The sequence below is a fragment of the Bacillus carboniphilus genome (assembly GCF_039522365.1).
In the GTDB taxonomy this organism is placed as follows: domain Bacteria; phylum Bacillota; class Bacilli; order Bacillales; family JC228; genus Bacillus_BF; species Bacillus_BF carboniphilus.
Genome location: NZ_BAAADJ010000057.1, coordinates 11,838 through 31,203, shown reverse-complemented (window position 1 = coordinate 31,203; position 19,366 = coordinate 11,838). Strand labels below are relative to the sequence as shown.

At 36.8% G+C, this 19,366-nt stretch carries 23 protein-coding genes; 22 read left to right on the top strand and 1 reads right to left on the bottom strand.

All coding sequences use genetic code 11. The features are described from left to right. The first annotated feature begins 122 nt into the window (after positions 1–122). From ABDZ91_RS16605 to katG, 3 genes are all read left to right on the top strand, one after another. Positions 123–746: a hypothetical protein gene (locus ABDZ91_RS16605; protein WP_343801240.1), complete on the top strand. Its 624-nt coding sequence runs from the start codon at positions 123–125 to the stop codon at positions 744–746. Between the two features lie 467 nt (positions 747–1,213). Continuing rightward, a complete protein-coding gene (locus ABDZ91_RS16600) occupies positions 1,214–1,783 on the top strand; it encodes a flavin reductase family protein (protein ID WP_343801237.1) in 570 nt (189 codons plus the stop codon). A 402-nt stretch (positions 1,784–2,185) separates the two neighbouring features. After that, positions 2,186–4,402 carry a catalase/peroxidase HPI gene (gene katG / locus ABDZ91_RS16595; protein WP_343801234.1) on the top strand — a complete coding sequence of 739 codons (2,217 nt, stop codon included), beginning with the start codon at positions 2,186–2,188 and terminating at the stop codon, positions 4,400–4,402. A gap of 102 nt (positions 4,403–4,504) precedes the next feature. Here the strand turns inward: katG and ABDZ91_RS16590 are convergent, their stop codons facing one another. After that, on the bottom strand, positions 4,505–5,344 hold the full coding sequence (locus ABDZ91_RS16590) for a class I SAM-dependent methyltransferase (protein WP_343801231.1): 840 nt from the start codon (positions 5,342–5,344) through the stop codon (positions 4,505–4,507). Positions 5,345–5,512: 168 nt separating this feature from the next. On the opposite strand from ABDZ91_RS16590, the gene ABDZ91_RS16585 reads away from it, so the two are divergent. From ABDZ91_RS16585 to ABDZ91_RS16495, 19 genes are all read left to right on the top strand, one after another. Continuing rightward, on the top strand, positions 5,513–5,977 hold the full coding sequence (locus ABDZ91_RS16585) for a GyrI-like domain-containing protein (RefSeq protein WP_343801228.1): 465 nt from the start codon (positions 5,513–5,515) through the stop codon (positions 5,975–5,977). A 96-nt stretch (positions 5,978–6,073) separates the two neighbouring features. Further along, on the top strand, positions 6,074–7,117 hold the full coding sequence (locus ABDZ91_RS16580) for a DUF1835 domain-containing protein (protein ID WP_343801225.1): 1,044 nt from the start codon (positions 6,074–6,076) through the stop codon (positions 7,115–7,117). Positions 7,118–7,264: 147 nt separating this feature from the next. Next, positions 7,265–7,573 carry a hypothetical protein gene (locus ABDZ91_RS16575; RefSeq protein WP_343801222.1) on the top strand — a complete coding sequence of 103 codons (309 nt, stop codon included), beginning with the start codon at positions 7,265–7,267 and terminating at the stop codon, positions 7,571–7,573. Between the two features lie 42 nt (positions 7,574–7,615). Further along, complete coding sequence (locus ABDZ91_RS16570; protein WP_343801219.1) at positions 7,616–7,999, top strand: hypothetical protein; 384 nt, start codon at positions 7,616–7,618, stop codon at positions 7,997–7,999. 48 nt (positions 8,000–8,047) lie between these two features. Next, positions 8,048–8,644, top strand: a complete 597-nt coding sequence (locus ABDZ91_RS16565; RefSeq protein WP_343801216.1) for a protein kinase — start codon at positions 8,048–8,050, stop codon at positions 8,642–8,644. Between the two features lie 320 nt (positions 8,645–8,964). After that, the gene (locus ABDZ91_RS16560; protein ID WP_343801357.1) at positions 8,965–9,756 is read left to right on the top strand and encodes a DUF817 domain-containing protein; all 792 of its coding nucleotides are present in this window, start codon (positions 8,965–8,967) and stop codon (positions 9,754–9,756) included. A 172-nt stretch (positions 9,757–9,928) separates the two neighbouring features. After that, entirely contained in the window at positions 9,929–10,243 is a 315-nt protein-coding gene (locus ABDZ91_RS16555; RefSeq protein ID WP_343801213.1) for a GNAT family N-acetyltransferase, read from the top strand. A 233-nt stretch (positions 10,244–10,476) separates the two neighbouring features. Continuing rightward, positions 10,477–10,686, top strand: a complete 210-nt coding sequence (locus tag ABDZ91_RS16550; RefSeq protein ID WP_343801210.1) for a hypothetical protein — start codon at positions 10,477–10,479, stop codon at positions 10,684–10,686. Between the two features lie 41 nt (positions 10,687–10,727). Continuing rightward, positions 10,728–11,099 carry a hypothetical protein gene (locus tag ABDZ91_RS16545; RefSeq protein WP_343801207.1) on the top strand — a complete coding sequence of 124 codons (372 nt, stop codon included), beginning with the start codon at positions 10,728–10,730 and terminating at the stop codon, positions 11,097–11,099. Continuing rightward, complete coding sequence (locus ABDZ91_RS16540; protein ID WP_343801204.1) at positions 11,080–11,466, top strand: hypothetical protein; 387 nt, start codon at positions 11,080–11,082, stop codon at positions 11,464–11,466. The genes ABDZ91_RS16545 and ABDZ91_RS16540 overlap by 20 nt, the downstream gene beginning before the upstream one ends. Positions 11,467–11,530: 64 nt before the next feature. After that, positions 11,531–12,430, top strand: a complete 900-nt coding sequence (locus ABDZ91_RS16535) for a phosphotransferase (protein ID WP_343801201.1) — start codon at positions 11,531–11,533, stop codon at positions 12,428–12,430. 42 nt (positions 12,431–12,472) lie between these two features. Continuing rightward, a complete protein-coding gene (locus ABDZ91_RS16530) occupies positions 12,473–12,859 on the top strand; it encodes a hypothetical protein (protein ID WP_343801198.1) in 387 nt (128 codons plus the stop codon). A gap of 121 nt (positions 12,860–12,980) precedes the next feature. Further along, positions 12,981–13,175 (top strand): hypothetical protein, encoded by a 195-nt coding sequence (locus ABDZ91_RS16525; RefSeq protein WP_343801195.1) that lies wholly within the window; start codon positions 12,981–12,983, stop codon positions 13,173–13,175. Positions 13,176–13,365: 190 nt separating this feature from the next. Further along, positions 13,366–14,982, top strand: a complete 1,617-nt coding sequence (locus ABDZ91_RS16520) for a PAS domain S-box protein (protein ID WP_343801192.1) — start codon at positions 13,366–13,368, stop codon at positions 14,980–14,982. A gap of 149 nt (positions 14,983–15,131) precedes the next feature. Continuing rightward, a complete protein-coding gene (locus ABDZ91_RS16515) occupies positions 15,132–16,289 on the top strand; it encodes an FAD-dependent monooxygenase (RefSeq protein WP_343801189.1) in 1,158 nt (385 codons plus the stop codon). Positions 16,290–16,322: 33 nt separating this feature from the next. Further along, complete coding sequence (locus ABDZ91_RS16510; RefSeq protein WP_343801186.1) at positions 16,323–16,706, top strand: VOC family protein; 384 nt, start codon at positions 16,323–16,325, stop codon at positions 16,704–16,706. Positions 16,707–16,834: 128 nt separating this feature from the next. Further along, a complete protein-coding gene (locus ABDZ91_RS16505; protein WP_343801183.1) occupies positions 16,835–17,008 on the top strand; it encodes a hypothetical protein in 174 nt (57 codons plus the stop codon). 100 nt (positions 17,009–17,108) lie between these two features. Then, positions 17,109–17,285 carry a hypothetical protein gene (locus tag ABDZ91_RS16500; protein WP_343801180.1) on the top strand — a complete coding sequence of 59 codons (177 nt, stop codon included), beginning with the start codon at positions 17,109–17,111 and terminating at the stop codon, positions 17,283–17,285. A 72-nt stretch (positions 17,286–17,357) separates the two neighbouring features. Then, positions 17,358–19,235, top strand: a complete 1,878-nt coding sequence (locus ABDZ91_RS16495) for a S41 family peptidase (RefSeq protein ID WP_343801177.1) — start codon at positions 17,358–17,360, stop codon at positions 19,233–19,235. Positions 19,236–19,366 lie beyond the last annotated feature (131 nt).

Sequence of the window (19,366 nt, the reverse complement as noted above, 5' to 3'; positions counted from 1 at the left end):
GAGATGCCTTAGGGCGTCTCATTTTTTGTATGGGAAAATAAACCAAATTGAGGAGTCGTTCGCCTATTATTTAATGTTAAAATAAAGAAAAATGTGAAAATAGGGAGTTGGAAGGAGGTAGCATGTATACAGATAAGAAAAGGGTCATCTCTTTGCTAATTTTCTGGGCTGTTTTCTTTATGACCGCTTTTTCTGCACATGCCATTTATAAGGAATGGGATATGATTCAGATGAAGCGGGGTGTTACGGCACCAATGTGGTGGAGTATGAAGCCAGGTGGCGGTTATGAGGATGACGATATATTGCGAATTAAAGTAGAAGATAAATACTTTGAAGAATTAGATGTTAGAATTACAGATTTATTTTATATGCCGAACCTTGAGCGGATTCATTTTGGATTATGGTTTGATCAATTCGATTATGAGGATACAGGCTTTGTTTTTCATGTTCAGGCAATGGATGATCAAGGGAATGTGTATGAGCATAACACAGTTAGCAGTGAAGGGGATAGCTGGTTTGGAGAATTTCAACGTAGAGCGATTCAAGAAATCCAATTGGATAACATAGAGGAACTGGAGCTTTATATCTATCCAATGGAGTGGAAGAACGGAAAAGAAGTGTTGTTAAAGCCTGAGAAAAAGCTTGTGTATACAAAAGAGATGGAGCCATTGCCTGTGTATATGGAGAACCCCAATAAAGAAGAGCCAACAGGCGAATCCCCTGAAGAGTTAGGGAATAATCATTAGTTTGTTTGTTGGTAGTGGCTGTGCAAGGGGGCTAAACGGACACCGATTCCGCTATTTGCTCAAAAAACACATAATTTGCCTAAGTTGCGGACACAGATTCCGTTATTTCGCTATTTTAGTAGAATATAAGGAGTAAATGGGTCAAATAAGGGATCTTCTGTCCGGAAACCACTGAAAATAGCCGGATTTTATAAAATAAAGGAACGTGTGTCCGTTTTAACAAAGTTAGGTTGGAAAGACAAGAGTAGAACTAGCGAAAAGGAGTGCATCCCATGGGATTAATAATAACCGTTGGTGTCGTTATTATAGCAATTACAAGTTTAGGTATTGAAAGCAAATTTAGAATAATAAGCGAACAAAATAAAGAGATTATAGATCTATTAAGGGATCTCAATAAAAAGGATTCGTAGTTAAGGAATTATCTAATTATCAATTTAAATGTATAGAACTATTTACAGGAGGAAGTTATGATTCAAGCAATGAACAAACAAGTCATGCACAGTTACCCGGGAATGGTTGCGCTCGTAACCGTTACCTACAATGGGGGAGAAAATATAATGGCTGCCGGCTGGCATTCTTATATTTCGTATGAGCCACCTATTTATGGTGTAGCTATTGGACGAGAAAGACATACTTATCAGTTGATTAAAAATGCGGGAAAGTTTGCCATCAATTTCCTCCCATTTGAGAAGGCAGCTTTTATACAACAATCAGGAGTTTTTACAGGATCAAAGGTTAACAAGTTTGAGCAAGTGGAGATTGAGTTCGAGAAAGGAATAGCAACGGGTTCTCCTATTTTAAAAGATGCTTATGTGGCCTACGAATGCGAAGTGATGGACCGGAATACATATGGAGATCATGATTGGTTTGTCGGAAGTATTGTTCAATTCTATCGTGACCACGAGAAATTCCAAGAGAATGGGTTGCCGGATTTTAATAAACTATCCATTCCTCTATACCTGGGTCGATCCATGTATACAAAAGTGGACAAAGACAGTGCATTTGTTTCTCATCAGGTGAAGGATAACGAATCATGAAGAAAATCAAAGTAGGGTAATTATAGTTTAATGCAGGTTTTTTGGGAAAAGGGTGTCAATGGGCTGGCATCCTTTTTTAAATTTTTCCGATTTTTTGTTTTATAAGAAGTTACAGCTGAATATCAATATTTACAGATAGGTAGTCCACTAAAGAAAAGTTCTATCTATTTTATTTTTTTATATTTTCAAAATATTTATAATATATTTCGATAGAATTTCCTTTTTAATAATAATTATAAATAGATATTGACTTTTAACTGATAAGTGTTATCATTGGGTTGTGCTTATCTTTCACTCCTCCTGAGGGAATGGAAGTTAGCAAAAATCAAATAAGATATCAAACTTAACAACAAGATAGTCAAATAGGTTTCTATTAAACTTACTGAGAGAGGGGAAACAAATATGGACACGAATAACAATGCAAAAACTGGAGGATGCCCGTTTCATCATGGTAGTGTCACTAGTAACAAATCAAGCGCTACAATTAATAGAGACTGGTGGCCAAATCAGTTGAACTTAAACATTCTCCGTCAGCATGACAAAAAATCTAACCCAATGGGTGAAGACTTTGATTATGCAGAGGAATTTGAAAAATTAGACTATGAAGCTCTTAAACAAGATCTTCGTGATTTAATGACAGACAGTCAAGATTGGTGGCCTGCTGACTATGGTCATTATGGTCCATTCTTTATCCGTATGGCTTGGCACGCTGCTGGTACATACCGTGTAGGAGACGGTCGTGGTGGCGGTGGAACAGGGAACCAACGTTTTGCTCCACTGAACAGTTGGGCTGACAATGGTAATTTGGATAAAGCTCGTCGTCTGCTTTGGCCGATTAAACAAAAGTACGGAAATAAGATCTCTTGGGCTGACTTATTGCTACTAACAGGTAATGTTGCTATTGAGTCCATGGGTGGAAAAACGTTTGGTTTTGGTGGCGGACGTGCTGACATTTGGCACCCAGAAGAAGATATCTACTGGGGTACTGAAACAGAAATGTTAGGTAATAACCGCTACACTGGGGATCGTGAACTTGAAAATCCGCTTGCTGCTGTTCAAATGGGTCTTATCTATGTAAACCCAGAAGGACCAGACGGTAAACCAGATCCTATTGCTAGTGCTCGTGACATTCGTGAAACCTTTGGACGTATGGGGATGAACGATGAAGAAACGGTAGCACTAATTGCCGGGGGACACACTTTCGGTAAGGCACACGGTGCTGGAGATGCTGCTCATGTTGGACCAGAACCAGAAGCTGCTCCTATTGAAGCACAAGGATTAGGTTGGTTAAGTACTCACGGTAGTGGTAAAGGTCGTGACACCATTACGAGCGGTCTTGAAGGTTCTTGGACAGCTAATCCAACAAAGTGGGATAATGGTTACTTTGACTTATTGTTTGGGTATGAATGGTGGCTAACGAAGAGTCCGGCTGGTGCCTATCAGTGGATGGCAGTAGATCCGGATGAAAAGGACTTGGCACCGGATGCAGCAGATGCCTCTGTTAAGGTTCCGACAGTAATGTTTACGACTGATTTAGCATTGCGTCATGATCCAATTTATGAAAAAATTTCTCGTCGTTTCCACAAGAACCCAGATGAGTTTGCAGATGCATTTGCTCGTGCATGGTTCAAACTATTACACCGTGACATGGGACCTCGTTCAAGATATCTAGGACCAGAAGTTCCAGAAGAAGAGCTTATCTGGCAAGATCCTGTTCCAGTGGTTGATTATGATTTAACAGATGAAGAAGTAGCGGAAATCAAAACAAAAATCTTAGATTCAGGTCTTACAATCAGTGAGCTTGTAACAACTGCTTGGGCTTCAGCTAGTACTTTCCGTGGCTCAGATTATCGTGGTGGAGCTAATGGAGCTCGCATCCGTCTTGCTCCACAAAAGGATTGGGACGTGAATCAGCCGGAGCAACTAAATAAAGTGCTTGATGTATTAGAATTCGTTCAAAGTAACCTTGATAAGAAAGTAAGCATGGCTGATTTAATTGTCCTAGGTGGTAGTGCAGCCATTGAAAAGGCTGCTAAAGATGCAGGCTTTGATGTAACTGTACCATTCGCTCCAGGACGTGGAGATGCTACAGAAGAACAAACGGATGCAGAAAGCTTTGATGTGCTTGAGCCGGTTGCGGATGGTTTCCGCAACTACCAAAAGAAAGAGTATAGTGTAAGTCCAGAAGAACTCCTTGTAGACAAAGCACAATTGCTTAATCTTACAGCACCAGAAATGACTGTACTTATTGGTGGTATGCGTGTATTAGGTACAAACTACGGTGGAACGAAACACGGAGTATTTACTGATAATGTAGGTACTTTGACAAATGACTTCTTTGTCAACTTACTAGACATGGGAGTAGAGTGGAAACCTGTAGATGGAACTGTATATGAAGGTCGTGACCGAAACACAGGTGAAGTGGTACGTACAGCAACTAGAGTTGATCTAGTGTTCGGCTCAAACTCTGTTCTCCGTGCTATTGCAGAAGTGTATGCACAAGACGATAACAAAGAGAAGTTTGTACAGGACTTTATTGCTGCATGGGTTAAAGTGATGAATGCAGACCGTTTTGACCTTAAAAAGAAAGAGTCATCTCAAGTTGTTAGCACTCACTGATTTGTTTTTAAAATATAATAGGTATTCGGTGCACTAAGTGCCGAATACCTATTTTTATTTAATTATATATTCATAGATTATAGATAAAAATTAAATTGTTAATTACATTCGTTTAACAACAGCTATTATATGTGTGCCACCATCTAAAGCCCCTGATTCTCTGCAAAATTCAAGTTCCCATTGAAGAAATCGCTCCCAATAGGAAGGGTCTCTTTCTATCGTTTCACTTAGTGTTTCTTCATGGTTAGGAGATAAAAAGTTAGCTGCAGCCGCGTCAACAATTTCACAATCATGTTTTTTTAGAAAAGATTCGAGTTCAGACCAGCGGTACATATGGCAGTAATGGCCAGTTGGTGCAAGCAATCCGTATAAGTCACCCGTCTTAAAAACATTTTCAGTCAATTCGATTCCATGGAGTTGAGTGGATTGGATAATCTCAGGTAAAAACCGCTTGGTAGCTCCTAAAAGGGACATGACACTGATTAAAACGTAACCACCTGGCTTAGTTACCCGAAGAAGTTCTCTAAGCGCATCATCCTTTTTCTCAAAAACGTAGCTCAGGGCTCCACCATAGCAGACAACATGATCGAAGGAAGAAGATTCATATTTTGATAGGTCTACTATATCTAGCTCATCCCACGATTCAACATAATTTTCATATCCATATTCTTGTACTTTCAAGCGGTTAAGTTCCAATTGTTTCGGAGATATATCCCCAACCGTAATGTTTGCTCCAATCTTTGCTAATTCAATCGTAAATCTTCCTGGGCCAGCACCTGCTTCTAGTACCCGGTCCCCTTTATGAATGTACTGGGTTAAGATTGATTTATGTACATGGAAGTTCACCTTGTCGGTAGGTGTAGATTCGAGTCTTTCCCACTCTCTTTCTCCGTATTCCTCATAAAATTGTTTAATATGATTGGCATCGTATTTAATACTCACTTTAAAACCTCCTTCTTATTAAGTCGGAACCTCTTATTAAATAGGGATAATCAATATTTCAGAATTATAATTTGATAATTTTACCATTAGAATATAAAATTGTAAATATCTTAAAATTAGTAGTAGTAATTCCTGAGGGAATTTACCGAACATGAGAGGGAAATGGATATGGATTATAGAATTGAAATTCTAGATTTCGAGATTGAGATTGTAGGGCTTAAACAAAAAGTAGTTACAAAGGAAGCATTTCATAGGATTCCTAAATTATGGGAAGAGGCAAACAACACTGGGCTGCTACAACAAATTATAAATATGTCATGGGAAAATCCACAATGTAAATTGGAAGGGATCTTAGGTGTATGTGGAAACCAAGCGGCCATAACGGAGGAAGAGTTTGATTATTTTATGGGTTGTCGGTATACCGGTGAGTTCTCAAGCGATATGGAGAAAATCATAATACCTAAAAGTACTTGGGCTGTTTTTCCAAATATACAGGATGCTTGGAAACGGGTATATACAGAATGGTTGCCCAATTCAGGTTATATGTTGGCAGAATTGCCTAGTATAGAGAACTATTTAGCACCTGATAGAGTTCCTAATAATGAGCTTTGGGTTCCTGTAGTTCCAAAATGAGTATATAGCTAAAAAGTTAAAATTAAATAGGAGTTGATCCTAATCAAAACTAAATCTAATTACCCATTTATTTATTTTTGGATTGAACCAAATATCGTGTTTGTCTACCACATCAAAACCAAGAATTACGTAACCCTTCCAAATTTGTTCCGTGATAGAGAGTGGTTATCGTATGAACTTACGGATAGAGAAGAATTCGAGAGCTTTCGTCATGAAAAATACAAAGCCGTTGAAGGTAAAGGGTTTTGTTTTGATCAGAATGAGTTAAACAAAATGGTGGAGGAAATAAATAAGCTTATTCAGAAATATCGTCATTTGAAAGGGCAGGGCCCAGTCCATATTGTCAACACAGAATCTGCTGCTGGTTCCATAAGAGTTGGATTGGAAAGACCTAAGACTGTAATCGGATTTCCAGACTCATTTTCAATTGGTCCATTGTGGAGATTAGATGAAAAAATAGGGAAAACCTACCGAAGTGAATGGTTATATGAGAATATCAATTCAGAGCAGGAAGATTTTGTATATGAAAATAAGTTTACAAATACATTGCGTGAGATTGAGGATATAGAAGAGGATGTCCCCATTTATATATGGTATGGCAATAATGCAGGTGAACAAGTAGGTCTTCACTATTTCCTTTACTTATTGCGGGATAAGAACAATCCTATTTATCTTTTAGATACAAGCAAACTTTATAAAAATTATGATGCAAGGGGAGAAGAGCAACGTATTTTACATACCAGTCAAATCGACCCGCAAAATGCTAATCTTTTCTTTGAGTTGAAAAAAGAAACAAAACCATTGTCAATGACACAGCTGGCTCAATTTCATGATGAATGGAAAATGCTCTCACAAACGAAAGAAGTGCTACGACTGTGGAGAAATGGTGAAATGATAGGAGTCCCAGAAGACTATTATGATCCACTTATTATTGAAACCATAGAAAAGATGCATTCTGAGCAGGAGACTAAAGATTTTATAAAGGCTGTCATTGTGATTGGAGAAATGTTGACGCACATGGATGAAATTATGGATATATACTTTCTAGAGTTTCGAATAGGGCATCTAATATATAGTGGTGTATTAGAATTAAAGGGAGTACCTAGATCCATGAGGCATTATAGTGTTAAACTTCGGTGAATTCTTTTAGGAGATCGTTATAGAGACGGTCTCTTTTCTTTTGAAGATAAATCTAATGTTATTGGTATATTATGTTAAAATTGGATTAACCAAAACTATGTCTTTATATCATGATCTAAAGAATGAAGTAGAAAAGGTGGGAAAAACATGGTTGGTTTACTTAATCTCGGAAGTATTGTGCTTGGACTCATTGCCTGGACCCTTCCACTTGTTAATCTCATGCGTTACCGAAAGAATTGGGTCATTCTCTCAATAATGAGCATTAGTGCTTGTGCTATTTCACTATGTTTACAGATTTTCTATAACTATCACCTGGTCAAAATTGAGGACTGGGCCGCTTTATTGGACATAACAGGTGCTGTGGTCCTTGCTTCCGTGGTTCTTGTTATCGTTACTTTGTTATTAAATATTTTCACTTTGGTAGAGTATCGAAGGAAGAATTTTTATAAAGGTTGAAGATTAGATGTCTTCGATATGGATAAATAAGGGGGCGTTGGCTTGGGAGATGTAAAGAAGAGAAAAGCAATGATAATGAGAGTGGCACTCGTTTTTTTAATAGGAGTTGTAGCGGTATCTTATAAATTATTGTACATACCTAAAGATTCTTTGGAACTATATCAATCTATCGGGTTTGCCGATCAGTATGAGGATGTTTTGAAACTAATGTTGGATGGGTATGAGGAGAATTTTCCCAGAGAGACCTATGAATCTATTCGAAACAAAGGTTATGGGCCACAAGAAATACAGCAATTTACGTTGTTTCGCTATGTAGATACGACATTTTTGGTTATGACCACTCCTGGTGGTAACCGGCTAAAAGTAATGAAAGTTGAAGAATTGCCTGAAGAAGTGAGAGATTATTTTCTTGGAATAGCCCCTTAGGGAAGATGAGTAACAACTGAGATACACAATCGAAGGGTGATGTGAAATATGCTTGAAACAATAATGGAAAATTGGAATGACTATTGCAAAGTAGAAAATTTTGTTGGAATTGGTTCTACAAGAAAAGTATACAGAGTTGGGGATTATGTGGTGAAAGTATACCTTCATCCTCTTGGATATTTACAGTCCAAAAATGAGTTAGACATATACGAAGCGATGGTAGAGAAGGGTTTGCAAGGTTTGTTTGCTCAGACATACTATGTGGATGAATATATATCCATTCAGAAATATTATGAACCTCTAGAAATGAGAAACAATCAATCTTTTGAAATTGATATGAAAAAAGACGAAGACCTTATTCCCGAAATGTATGAAGAAGTTTTATTACAACTAGACAAGGAATATGATTGTTTTGATTTAAAAGATAGTAGTAATTATGGGTTGAATAATAGTAGAAAGTTAGTTTTTATTGATTACGGGATGAGTAAGAAACTCTATGAGCAGCAATGGGTCCCATTGGCTGAAGCGGGAATATTACCACAAATTGATTTTGATTATTGCACTTCTTGCAGATTTAAAAAAGAACTGCGAATGTATGGGGATCACGATAAAGACAAGCGGTGTTTTTCTTGTGGAAAGGAGTGAGGTGTTCCTCTTATTAAAATCGAAGTTACATAGCTTAAGGTTGGAAAGCGTTTCTTAGTTTAGGGAATGCTTTTTTATTTTTGATGCAAGTGGTCACTGTTTACTTTCCGGTAACGAGCAGATACTTGCCGGTTACCATCAGACACTTACTGCTCACCACCAATTACCTTAACAGATATCATCCTATTATTTTAGGAGTGTAACAAACAATAAAACATTACAAATAAACAATAATATTTTATTGCAATACGATAAATCCCAGTTTAAAATTGACTTAACATTGTTCCGTGAAATTTTAAATGGAAAGGAAAAGGATCATGATGAGAGCGATAAAGCAGCTCGTTCATTTTGGTTGGGAGCAAGCCCTATCCTGTTTGTTTCCTGTCGTTATTTTTGCCTCTTTGGCTATTACACAAGTCATATCACTTCCATTCCTCCCAAGGTATGACTGGCTCCTTATCATCTGCCTTCTTATGCAGTGGTGGATGTTGCGTGCTGGCCTTGAAACGAGGGATGAACTAAAGGTGATCACATTGTTTCACCTTATTGGTCTTGCGCTAGAGCTTTTCAAGGTTCACATGGGGTCATGGTCCTATCCAGAGGAAGGTTATTCTAAAGTTTTGGGAGTCCCTTTATATAGTGGGTTCATGTATGCCAGTGTTGCGAGTTATCTTTGTCAGGCTTGGAGAAGGCTTAAGGTAGAACTCATTAAGTGGCCACCATTTTGGGCAGTTGTCCCTCTTGCTGCAGGGATTTATTTGAATTTTTTCACTCACCATTTTTGGATTGACGTCCGCTTCTGGTTAGCAGGACTTGTCATCATCGTCTTTTGGAAATCATGGGTTTCATACAAGGTTAATGGAACTCTCTATCGGATGCCAATTGCTCTTTCTTTTGTACTCATTGGCTTTTTTATTTGGATTGCAGAGAATATTGCCACGTTTTTTGGTGCTTGGGAATATCCAAATCAAACCGAAGCATGGAGTCTTGTTCACCTAGGTAAGGTTAGTTCATGGCTGTTATTAGTCATTGTTAGCTTTCTAATAGTTGCATCGTTAAAGCTGGTTAAAGGCAAAGATGCCGTTAGAGCTACTACAAGCCAATCATTCTAATAGTTACTATGGGGTTATATTTTTTTAGGTGAGGTGGTCGTCTTTTCAAGACGGCTATTTTTTTTTGGAGAAACTCTGATTGGAATATTATGTTAATATTAAAGAAAGTTACTTCCCATAAATGTTAGATGCAGAGATTCGACTTAGGAAAGAGAAAGGTTGCTGAATTCTTATGATTCGCCAAGCTGAAAGAACTGATAAAGAACAAATTTCTAATCTATATCGGATGTTAGTGCCAAATAGTAAGAAGAGGGACGTTCTGGAAGAACAGATTGAAATAATTAAAAACGACCCAAAGAACTTTTTACTTGTTTACGAGGAAGAAGGAGAAATATTAGGGACAATTACACTGAACATTTGTCTGCAAGCCTTACATGGAAGAAGTCCTTATGGAGTTGTAGAAAACATCATTGTTCATGAGAATCATCGTGGAAAAAAAGTCAACAGAAACTTATACACTATGTTGAAGAATATTGTAGATCTATAGATTGTCATAGAATTATGCTTCTAAGCAATTCAAAACGGGAAGCTGCTCACCAATTTTTTGAAAGGGAAGGGTACGACGGTTCAGTAAGTAGGGGATTCAAAAAATATTTAAAATAATAAAGGGAGGGGTGAAGAATGAGGTAAATTAGGTTATCAATGGTGTTGTTAATTGTTTGTATTTTCAGTGGTTGTAGCAACGAAAATCCCACTGTTCAACCAATTACTAAGGAGGAAGTGAAACAACTTGTGATAAACCATTACGCTTCAGAAATTGGTGACGTAAAAATCATAACAATGACCCCTGAATCTGACCAAGGAATCGTTACATGGGAAGACGCAGATAAGTATATAGTTACATGGAAAAATACAGAAAACTGTCAAGAGGGAACCACCATTGTTTATAAAAATGGTGACATCGAAAATATTATGGAGTCGCAATGTTAATTTCTTTCTGAGGGTGATGTATAAGGAGGTGAGGTGAAAGAATGGAAAGACTGAAAGATTTTAACCAATTCACATGGATTCAAGAGGAAACGGAACGTGTAGACTTCAAGAAATGGAAAGGTTGTTATATTTCAAATCTGATCCCACATAGGTATGAACACTACTGTAAAATCATGCACCCCATCTATCGTGATTTGAATATTGAAGACGAAACCCTATTGTGGAGTCAAAGTGACCCCAATGATTCAACTCCTTTTGATTTTGGTGAAAGGTTAACGTTAAAGGACTTAGCCCAAAAGTATAATCTTCAATATACTAAGGAAATCAGAACTTCAACCATTTATCATTTATTGGGAGGCTATCCTCGTTACTTACTACTTCCGGATGAAGAATATGGACAAAGAAACCCTTGATGAATTCCTATCTGTTTTGCAGCCCTTTACAACTGGGCAACAGTGCTTTTTTCAATACAGTATATTGAAAACAGTCAATACCTTTAAAGAACTAAGTAGGGGTGGGCATTTATATCATGGGAATCTTAATGATCTAAAGGAGCTATATGAATACGGGGATTTTTTAAGGACATTAGGATCCCCCAGCTACTGGTGGTCAGAAGATAAAACTTGGTGTGTTCATACAGATTTTGACTGTGATTTCTCTATTATTGGTGGGAGTAAAGAGCTGGTAGATGTTCTTTTAACGAACAAGAAATTGGAATGTATTGAAGTGGATAGAGATACCAGGATAGATTCTAAAGCTGATAAACTGAACCAACCTTAAGGGAATCACTATTACTAAGAAATCATAGATTATAAGGATTTATTTCTAAATAAAGGAGAATTCTATGAAAATTGGAAGAAAAATAGGTGAAGGTGCGAACGCAGAGGTATTCGAATGGGGGAGCACCAATAAAGTTGTGAAATTAGCTAAATCAAATATTGATAAAACAGATTTGAAAAGAGAATTTAATAATAATTTGATTATGTGGAAATTGGGTCTACCCGTTCCGCAACCGTTTGAAATGATAGAGTTTAAACATAGACCTGGTATAGTGTATGAGCGTATTTTGGGTAAAACGTTAAGAGAGCGCTTTTTTGAAAATCTAGTTACACAGAAAGACACGGATCAAACTACATTTGATTTGGATGATGTAAGATTATCTGCACGCATCCTCGGGAAAGTTCACAATTCGAAATCACACAGGGAATTACCAAGTAATCAAAGGGAATTTCTAAAGAAACAGATCCTGAGTGTAGATTACTTAAGAGAAGACGAAAAAAAGGATGTTCTTGGTTTGTTGGATAGTTTGCCGGTAAAAAGAAATATCTGTCACGGTGATGCAAATCCAAATAATATATTGTTTCCTAATGGCGAACCGGTACTAATTGATTGGATGAATGCCTCAAACGGAAATCCTGAAGCAGACTTAGCCGAATTCATCATTATGATTAGGTATGCTATACTTCCACCAAATACCCCACCAAATGCAGTTAGACTATTTGACTCCAATAGAGAGAACATAATTAATGAGTTTATGCAGGCATATACACGATTAACGGGTACTACTTATAATGAAGTCGACCCTTGGATAGTTCCAATAGCAGCTCGGAAACTATCTTCTGACGGTATTGTAGAAGAAGAAAAGCAATTACTAGTGGGAGTAATAAGGAAAAGACTAAACTCGTGTGGCCAGAAAGGAAAGTATATGCAGCACATTCTTGAGGGCAAGGGATTAAATGATTAGATGGCTTTATTATGATTTGTTCCTTACTAAAGGGGGGATAGCATGAAAAAATGGCAACTCTTTTGTTTTATTACCATTACCACAATAATATTTACAGCTTGTAATCATGATTCCCAAAAGGACAACGACAAAACGGGTGATTTAGTGGTTGATGAATTTGAAAAGGCTGGGATTCCATTAGGAGAAAAGAAAGTTAAATCAAGGACATTTGATTTTGAAGGTTCGGATGAAAAGAATTATGGTTTTAGCGGTGGTACCTTATACTTAATATACAATTATAGTGATAAAGAGAAGATTGTTGATGAAGTAAGACGTGTATTAGCTGAATCAGAGTTTAGTTATCCTTTAAAAACCTTATATACCAATGAATTTTGCCTTATCTTTGCTCCAAGCAATAACAATTCAGAAATTAACAGAAAATGGATGTAGTTTTTCAAAAATTAGAGAAGCTGACAAGACATGAGTAAGTGGAATAATTGTAGATAAATAGTTTTTTTAAAAATATAAGAGGAGTGCTAGAAATCTATTCTTGGTGTAAGGAGATTTTTTTATGGAAAAGCAACAAAATTATTTTTATGGCTTTATAGCAGGATTTATTTTGATGATTATACCAATATATCCATTTTTCTTTTGGAGAGATGTAACAAATGTAGTAGAAGATGTTTTTAGATACGGTGGATTTATCTTATTAACGATTTGTGGTATACCTCTGATTGCTGGTGTATTGCGGAACTTTAGGAAGTAATATCGTCCCTTGCACTTAGGTACTCGCAGCCATTCAAAAGATACTTTTACTGTATTTTTTTCAATCTACCTCATCTATTTCTATAAAAAAAATGAAACAAACGCACAGAATCATTGAATAAGACAACTTTCTTGGTTACCATCAAATAGAAGATATAAAAAAATTATGGAATTCGATTTGAGGTAGTATCATGAAAAATTTGATAGATCGATTTGAACAGGCTTTCCACTATTCGCCTATTGGAATGGCTTTAGTTTCTTTAAACGGAAATTGGTTAAAAGTGAACCCGGCCCTATCCAAGATTACAGGCTATACGGAAAAAGAACTTCTATCCATTACCTTTCAAGACATTACCCACCCAGATGATGTGGGAGGAGACGTTAATCAGGTTAGAGAATTGGTTGAGGGTAAAAAAGAGTTTTATGAATTGGAGAAAAGGTATATACATAAAAATGGTAGCACTGTCTGGGTTCTACTTTCGGTCTCCATTGTTAGAGAAGGAAATCAATCCTTATATTTAATCGCACAAGTTCAGGATATTACGAACAGAAAACAATTGGAACGAAATTTAATCGAAAGTGAAGAAAGGTTTCGTACCCTTTTAACCTATACACCTGATCCTATTCTAGTACATGATGGAGATATTATTATGTACGCGAATGAATCTGCTGCAAAACTTGTCGGTACTTCAGTTGATCAAATGATCGGGGATTCATATCACATATATATTGATCCTTCAAAGCGGGAAAAGGCTAACAGTCTTACTCATGAAATAAGGGTTCATAATAAGCCACTTTTTGACTTTGACATAATCATTCAAAGTAAAAGTGGACAGAGAATTGATGCAGTTCTTTCTGCCATTCCCATTACCTTTAGTGGGAAGAAGGCAGTCCTGGTAAGTTTACGGGATATCACGGAAAGAAAAAGAATGGTGCAGGCTTTAAAAGATAGTGAGGATCGTTATCGACGTTTAGTTGAAAATTCACCATTAGGAATATTAGTGCATCAAAATGGCCTTATTAATTATGCCAATTTATCAGCGTTACGATTATTGGGCACAGAAAAACCAGAAGATCTCATCGGATCACACATATTTAATATAATCCATCCAGATTATAAAATGATTGTTTCAAGACGAATTGAAAGTGTTGAAAAGAATGGACAGGATGCCACGCTATTATATGAAAAGTTTATTCGGCTTGATGGCCAGGTGATTGATGTTGAAGTAACCGGAATTCCTATTCAATTGAATGGGGAATCAGCCGTCCAGGTTGTATTTTGGGATGTTACAGAAAAAAAGAAACAAGAGGATTTGATTCATTATCGTGCCTATCATGATACATTAACGGACTTACCAAATCGTCTTAAGTTCCAACTAGACTTAGAAGAAGAAATAAACAAGGACACCATGTTTACCATTATGTACTTAGATTTAAATGGATTAACATCGGTGAATGAGACCCACGGTCATCAAGCTGGCGATATGGCACTTATAAAAGTGTCAGCCAGACTATCTGGTGTCCTTGGTTCTATTGGTCTAATATACCGATTGGGTGGAGATGAATTTGCCATTGTCCTCTCTGGTCAAAAAAATGAAGAAGAAATTAGGGAAATATCTCACCATATTGCTGAAAACATAAAAAGACCCATCTATATATCGAATAGCATTGTACAACTTTCTCCAAATATAGGAGTTGTCTATTATCCCATCCACGGCGTAGAAATGGAATTACTTCTTCGTCATGCAGATATGGCCATGTATCATGCAAAGAAAACCAATACACTTTATAAAATTTATGATAGGTAATCAAATAATCCTAGTATTCTCACGGCTAACTTGATTGCTAGTAAATTAGGTGGGAATAACATCGCGAAGTAGTTATTAAAGAATGTGCATTTAATTCTGGTAGGAGTTATGCACTTTTTTTAAATAGATTTGTTAAGGTGGATTAACGAATGAGTAAAAAAGTAACGGTTATCGGAGCAGGGATCGGCGGGTTGTGTACAGCTATAGCCTTAGTAAATGAAGGATTTGAAGTGAAAGTATTTGAAAAGGCATCTCAATTAACGGGTGCTGGGGCTGGGATTGTTTTAGCGGCAAATGCCATGAAAGTTTTGCGAAAGTTAGGGATAGAAGAAACTGTGAAATTATATGGCGCACATGTTGGAAAGGCTGAAATACGTAGATGGGACGGAAGACTAATCACAGAGATTCCAACAGATGAACAAGCAGAACGTTATGGGACTCACAGTTACCTCATTCATCGAGCTAATTTACAAGCTGCTTTAATGGATCGACTTGAGGAAAGTTCCAAGGTTCAACTAGGTAAAAAACTGTTAAGGGTTACTCAAACAGAGGATAAAGTTATTGCATTTTTCTGCGATGATACATATGAAGTTTCAGATATACTTATTGGTGCGGACGGGATCCATTCTATCGTACGAGATCAATTGTTTGGAGAGTCCAAACTCCGATATGCATCATTTACTGCTTTTCGAGGTATTTGTAATTTTACAAACCCACACTATCAGATTGAAGACGGTGGAGGGTTTGAGGCATGGGGTAAGGGGACAAGATTTGGCTATTCTCATCTTGGGGAAGGTAAAGCCTACTGGTTTGCGGCCATTAACTCGCCAGTAGGGAGAAAAATAGAATCTGAGCTAAGAAAGGAAGTAGTAAGAAAGCACTTCGAAGGCTGGTATGAACCTGTTCAATTGGTAATAGAAGCAACCCAGGAATCATCTATTTTACACCATGATATATATGATCTCCCACCACTCAAACGTTGGAGTAAAGGTAGAGTGACACTATTAGGAGATGCTGCACATCCGATGCTACCCAATCTAGGTCAAGGTGGTGCTCAGGCGATGGAAGATGCCATCGTTTTGGCTAAAAGATTAAAAGAGAATGAGAGTATACAACGTGCTTTCCAGGAATATGAACAAAGTAGAGTACCAAGAATAAAGTCAATCGTAAAACAATCAAGAAAAATGGGGCGGATGGTTCAACTGGAAAATCCGATGATGATTATGGCAAGGAATGCGGTTCTAAAATCTATCCCTAATAAAATGATTACAAACCGGCTTGATTGGGTTATTGGGCATGAAGTATAGAAAGTAAATCATGAAATTTAAAGGGAGAAGGTAATGAAAAGTTTATTGATACAGTCCCACTGTGTATTCCCTACACCAGATATAATCAAAACCGCAAAATTCTATGAGCAAAAGATGGGATTCAAAGCTGTCCCATATTTGAATGCAAAAGAACCCCATATTTGTCTATACCGTGATACTACGGAAATTATCTTAACTGAGACGAACGGGAAAAAAGTAATCCCAAATAGAGAGTTGTATGGATACGGATATGACGCTTACTTTATTACTAAAGACCAAGATGTGCTTCAAGCAGAGTTTATCAAATTCGGTGTAAAAATAATCCGCTCATTAGGCGATACGGACTACAATAATAAAGAATTTGTCATTGAAGATATAGATGGAAGATGGATAGGGTTTGGGATTAAGATAGGCTAGTAATTTTTTTTGAGGTCGTCATTGGAGGCGGCCTCTTTCTTTTTCTTTGATGCTTTTTCCAGTTTTTTAGCAACAATTTGGAATTACATGTTAAAATTGTAATAACCAAATATAATAGGGGTGACTACATGGAGACATTCGGGAGAGGTTGCTTGTATATTATAATTGGCATTGCTGTTTTGCTGTTTATTGCTCTCATTACACAAAGCCATATCAATATTCCTTTTATTATTGCAATACCATTGATTATTTTAGCATTCTATATTGCCAAGAAGAAAACAGATGAAAAGAGTGATAGATAAATTTATTACCATTCGTGGTACGGTTCAAAAATTTGGGTTGCCATTGGCAACCTTTTTTTATCTAATTTAATTGTGGACAAAGGGTTAGGGGGATCATTAGTTGTTACCTATTTTTATTTTATTCTGCTTATTAGGATACAGCTTTGTAGTATCTTTAGTAAAAACCATAAAGAAGGACGAGAACCATCATCAATATGGGTTGAGAAAAAACTTTACAGCAGTATTGTTTGTCTTATGGTCTTTAGTTCTAGTTTTGATTTTATCGAATTATTACTAAAAAATAACCAAAATTGAAACTTTTTCCATTTCAATCCCGTATAGACTTTTATGTTATCAGGGAGGGATTGGAATGCTGTCAAAATGGAGAATCATTATTGCTGCTTTAATTATCATAGCTATTTCTCTAACGAGTTACACGTTAATCAATAGTAAAAATAAAACGGAAGAGGCTGTAGGATCTAATTTAACAGAAGAGCAAATAACCAATAATATAAAAGCTTTTGCTAAACTGTACGGTTACATTCGGTATTTTCATCCGAGTGACGAAGCTGCAGAACTAGATTGGGATGGATTTGCCATGTACGGTGTCGAACAAGTTAAGAATTCCAGAGATACTGAAGAATTGAAGCAAAACCTAGAGAGGCTTTTTATACCCATTGCCCCGACACTCACACTTACGACAGATAAGAACTTCAATAAAAATGATACAGAGATAGAAAAACTCCTCAACGATGAAACCAATAGTCAATTTATATTCTGGCAGCATAAAGGTGTTCAAACTAATTTCACGAGCGATATTTATGGTAGTACCAATGAGATATATGGAAGTAAAAAAGTTATATTTACAGAAGAAAATGGTCAAATCAATTTGGAAGAACCCTTATTTGAAGGGCACCTTGATAAAGAAAATTATGTTATTGAAAAGGATCTAACAAAAGACATTAAGAGTATTATTCCAGTTGTTCTTCCTTTTGAGCCTGGGGAGGGGAGTAAGGGTTCGACTTCTGAATCAAAAGAGGCTTTTGAAGCACTTCAGGACGGAGTATATAACACTAGGGTGGATGGGTTATTTACAAATAAAGAAGATGCTCGGATTTCAGGAGTTGTGATTACTTGGAATGTTTACCAACACTTTTATCCATATTTAGATGAGGTAGACGTAAATTGGGAAGAGAAATTGCCCCAATTTATCAATAGTGTAAAAGGGGAACAAAATTATAAAGAATATGTATCTTCTTTAGAGCTTTTGGTAGAGAATGCCCAGGATGGACACTCGATGGTTGCTTCTCGCCTGGATCGGAACCCATCATCGTTGCCTTTTAGGGTACAACTAATAAACGATGAAATTGTTATAACTGAGGTTCTAGAAGATTCTTTGTTTGAGGTAGGAGACGTTATTGTCAAAAAAGATGGGGAAGACGCAAATAAAATTATAGCTGAATTGATTAACCAAACATCTGGTTCTCCTCAATATAAAGAAGCCTTTGGAGAAATAAAGTTTGTAAGAGGAAAACTGGGAACCAAAGCTAATTTTGAAGTTTTACGACAAGGTGAAATGGTTGAAGTTAGTTCCAGTTATGGACAACCTATAGAAAATCTAACGCTGAAAGAAACCGATCCTATATATGAAATTAAAGATGGAATTTATTATATTTCCTTACATCGAAATATTACAGAAAAAGAGTTAGAGGAAAAATACCATGATTTAGTTTCCGCTAAAGGGTTAATTTTTGATGGAAGATATTACCCAGCTGCTTCAGCTCTTCAGTATCTTCAGCATTTAACTGATGAGCCCGTTCCGACTTCAAAATTTCGGATTCCTCAATACTTATTACCTGATCAACAAGGGGAGATAACGTATTTTGAAGGAACTTGGGAACTAGATGCAAAAACCCCTAAATTTGAAGGTGAAATTGTATTCTTGTCTGATGGTTCTACTATGAGTTATGGGGAGACAGTCCTAGGTTTTGTTGAGAACCACAATCTCGGTACAATAGTTGGTCAGTCTTCTGCTGGGGCAAATGGTAATATCAACGGGGTTGGTTTGATGGAAGGTATTTTGATTTATTTTACAGGAATGAAGGTTTTGAAAGATGATGAGTCCCAGCACCACATAATTGGTATTCAACCCGATATTACCGTGGATTACACCTTAGAAGCTGTTAAGAATGGAAAAGACGATTTTATAGAAAAAGCTATTGAAGTAATTGAGAAAAATACAAATTAAAAATAATCGCGCTACTAATTGTGGCGCTTTTATTATACTTATGGAGCTAGCTTTTGGAATATTATGTTAGTTATGAAATAGCATTTTAATGTGGCAATACCATAAATAACTCTAGGAGTTTAGGTGAGTTA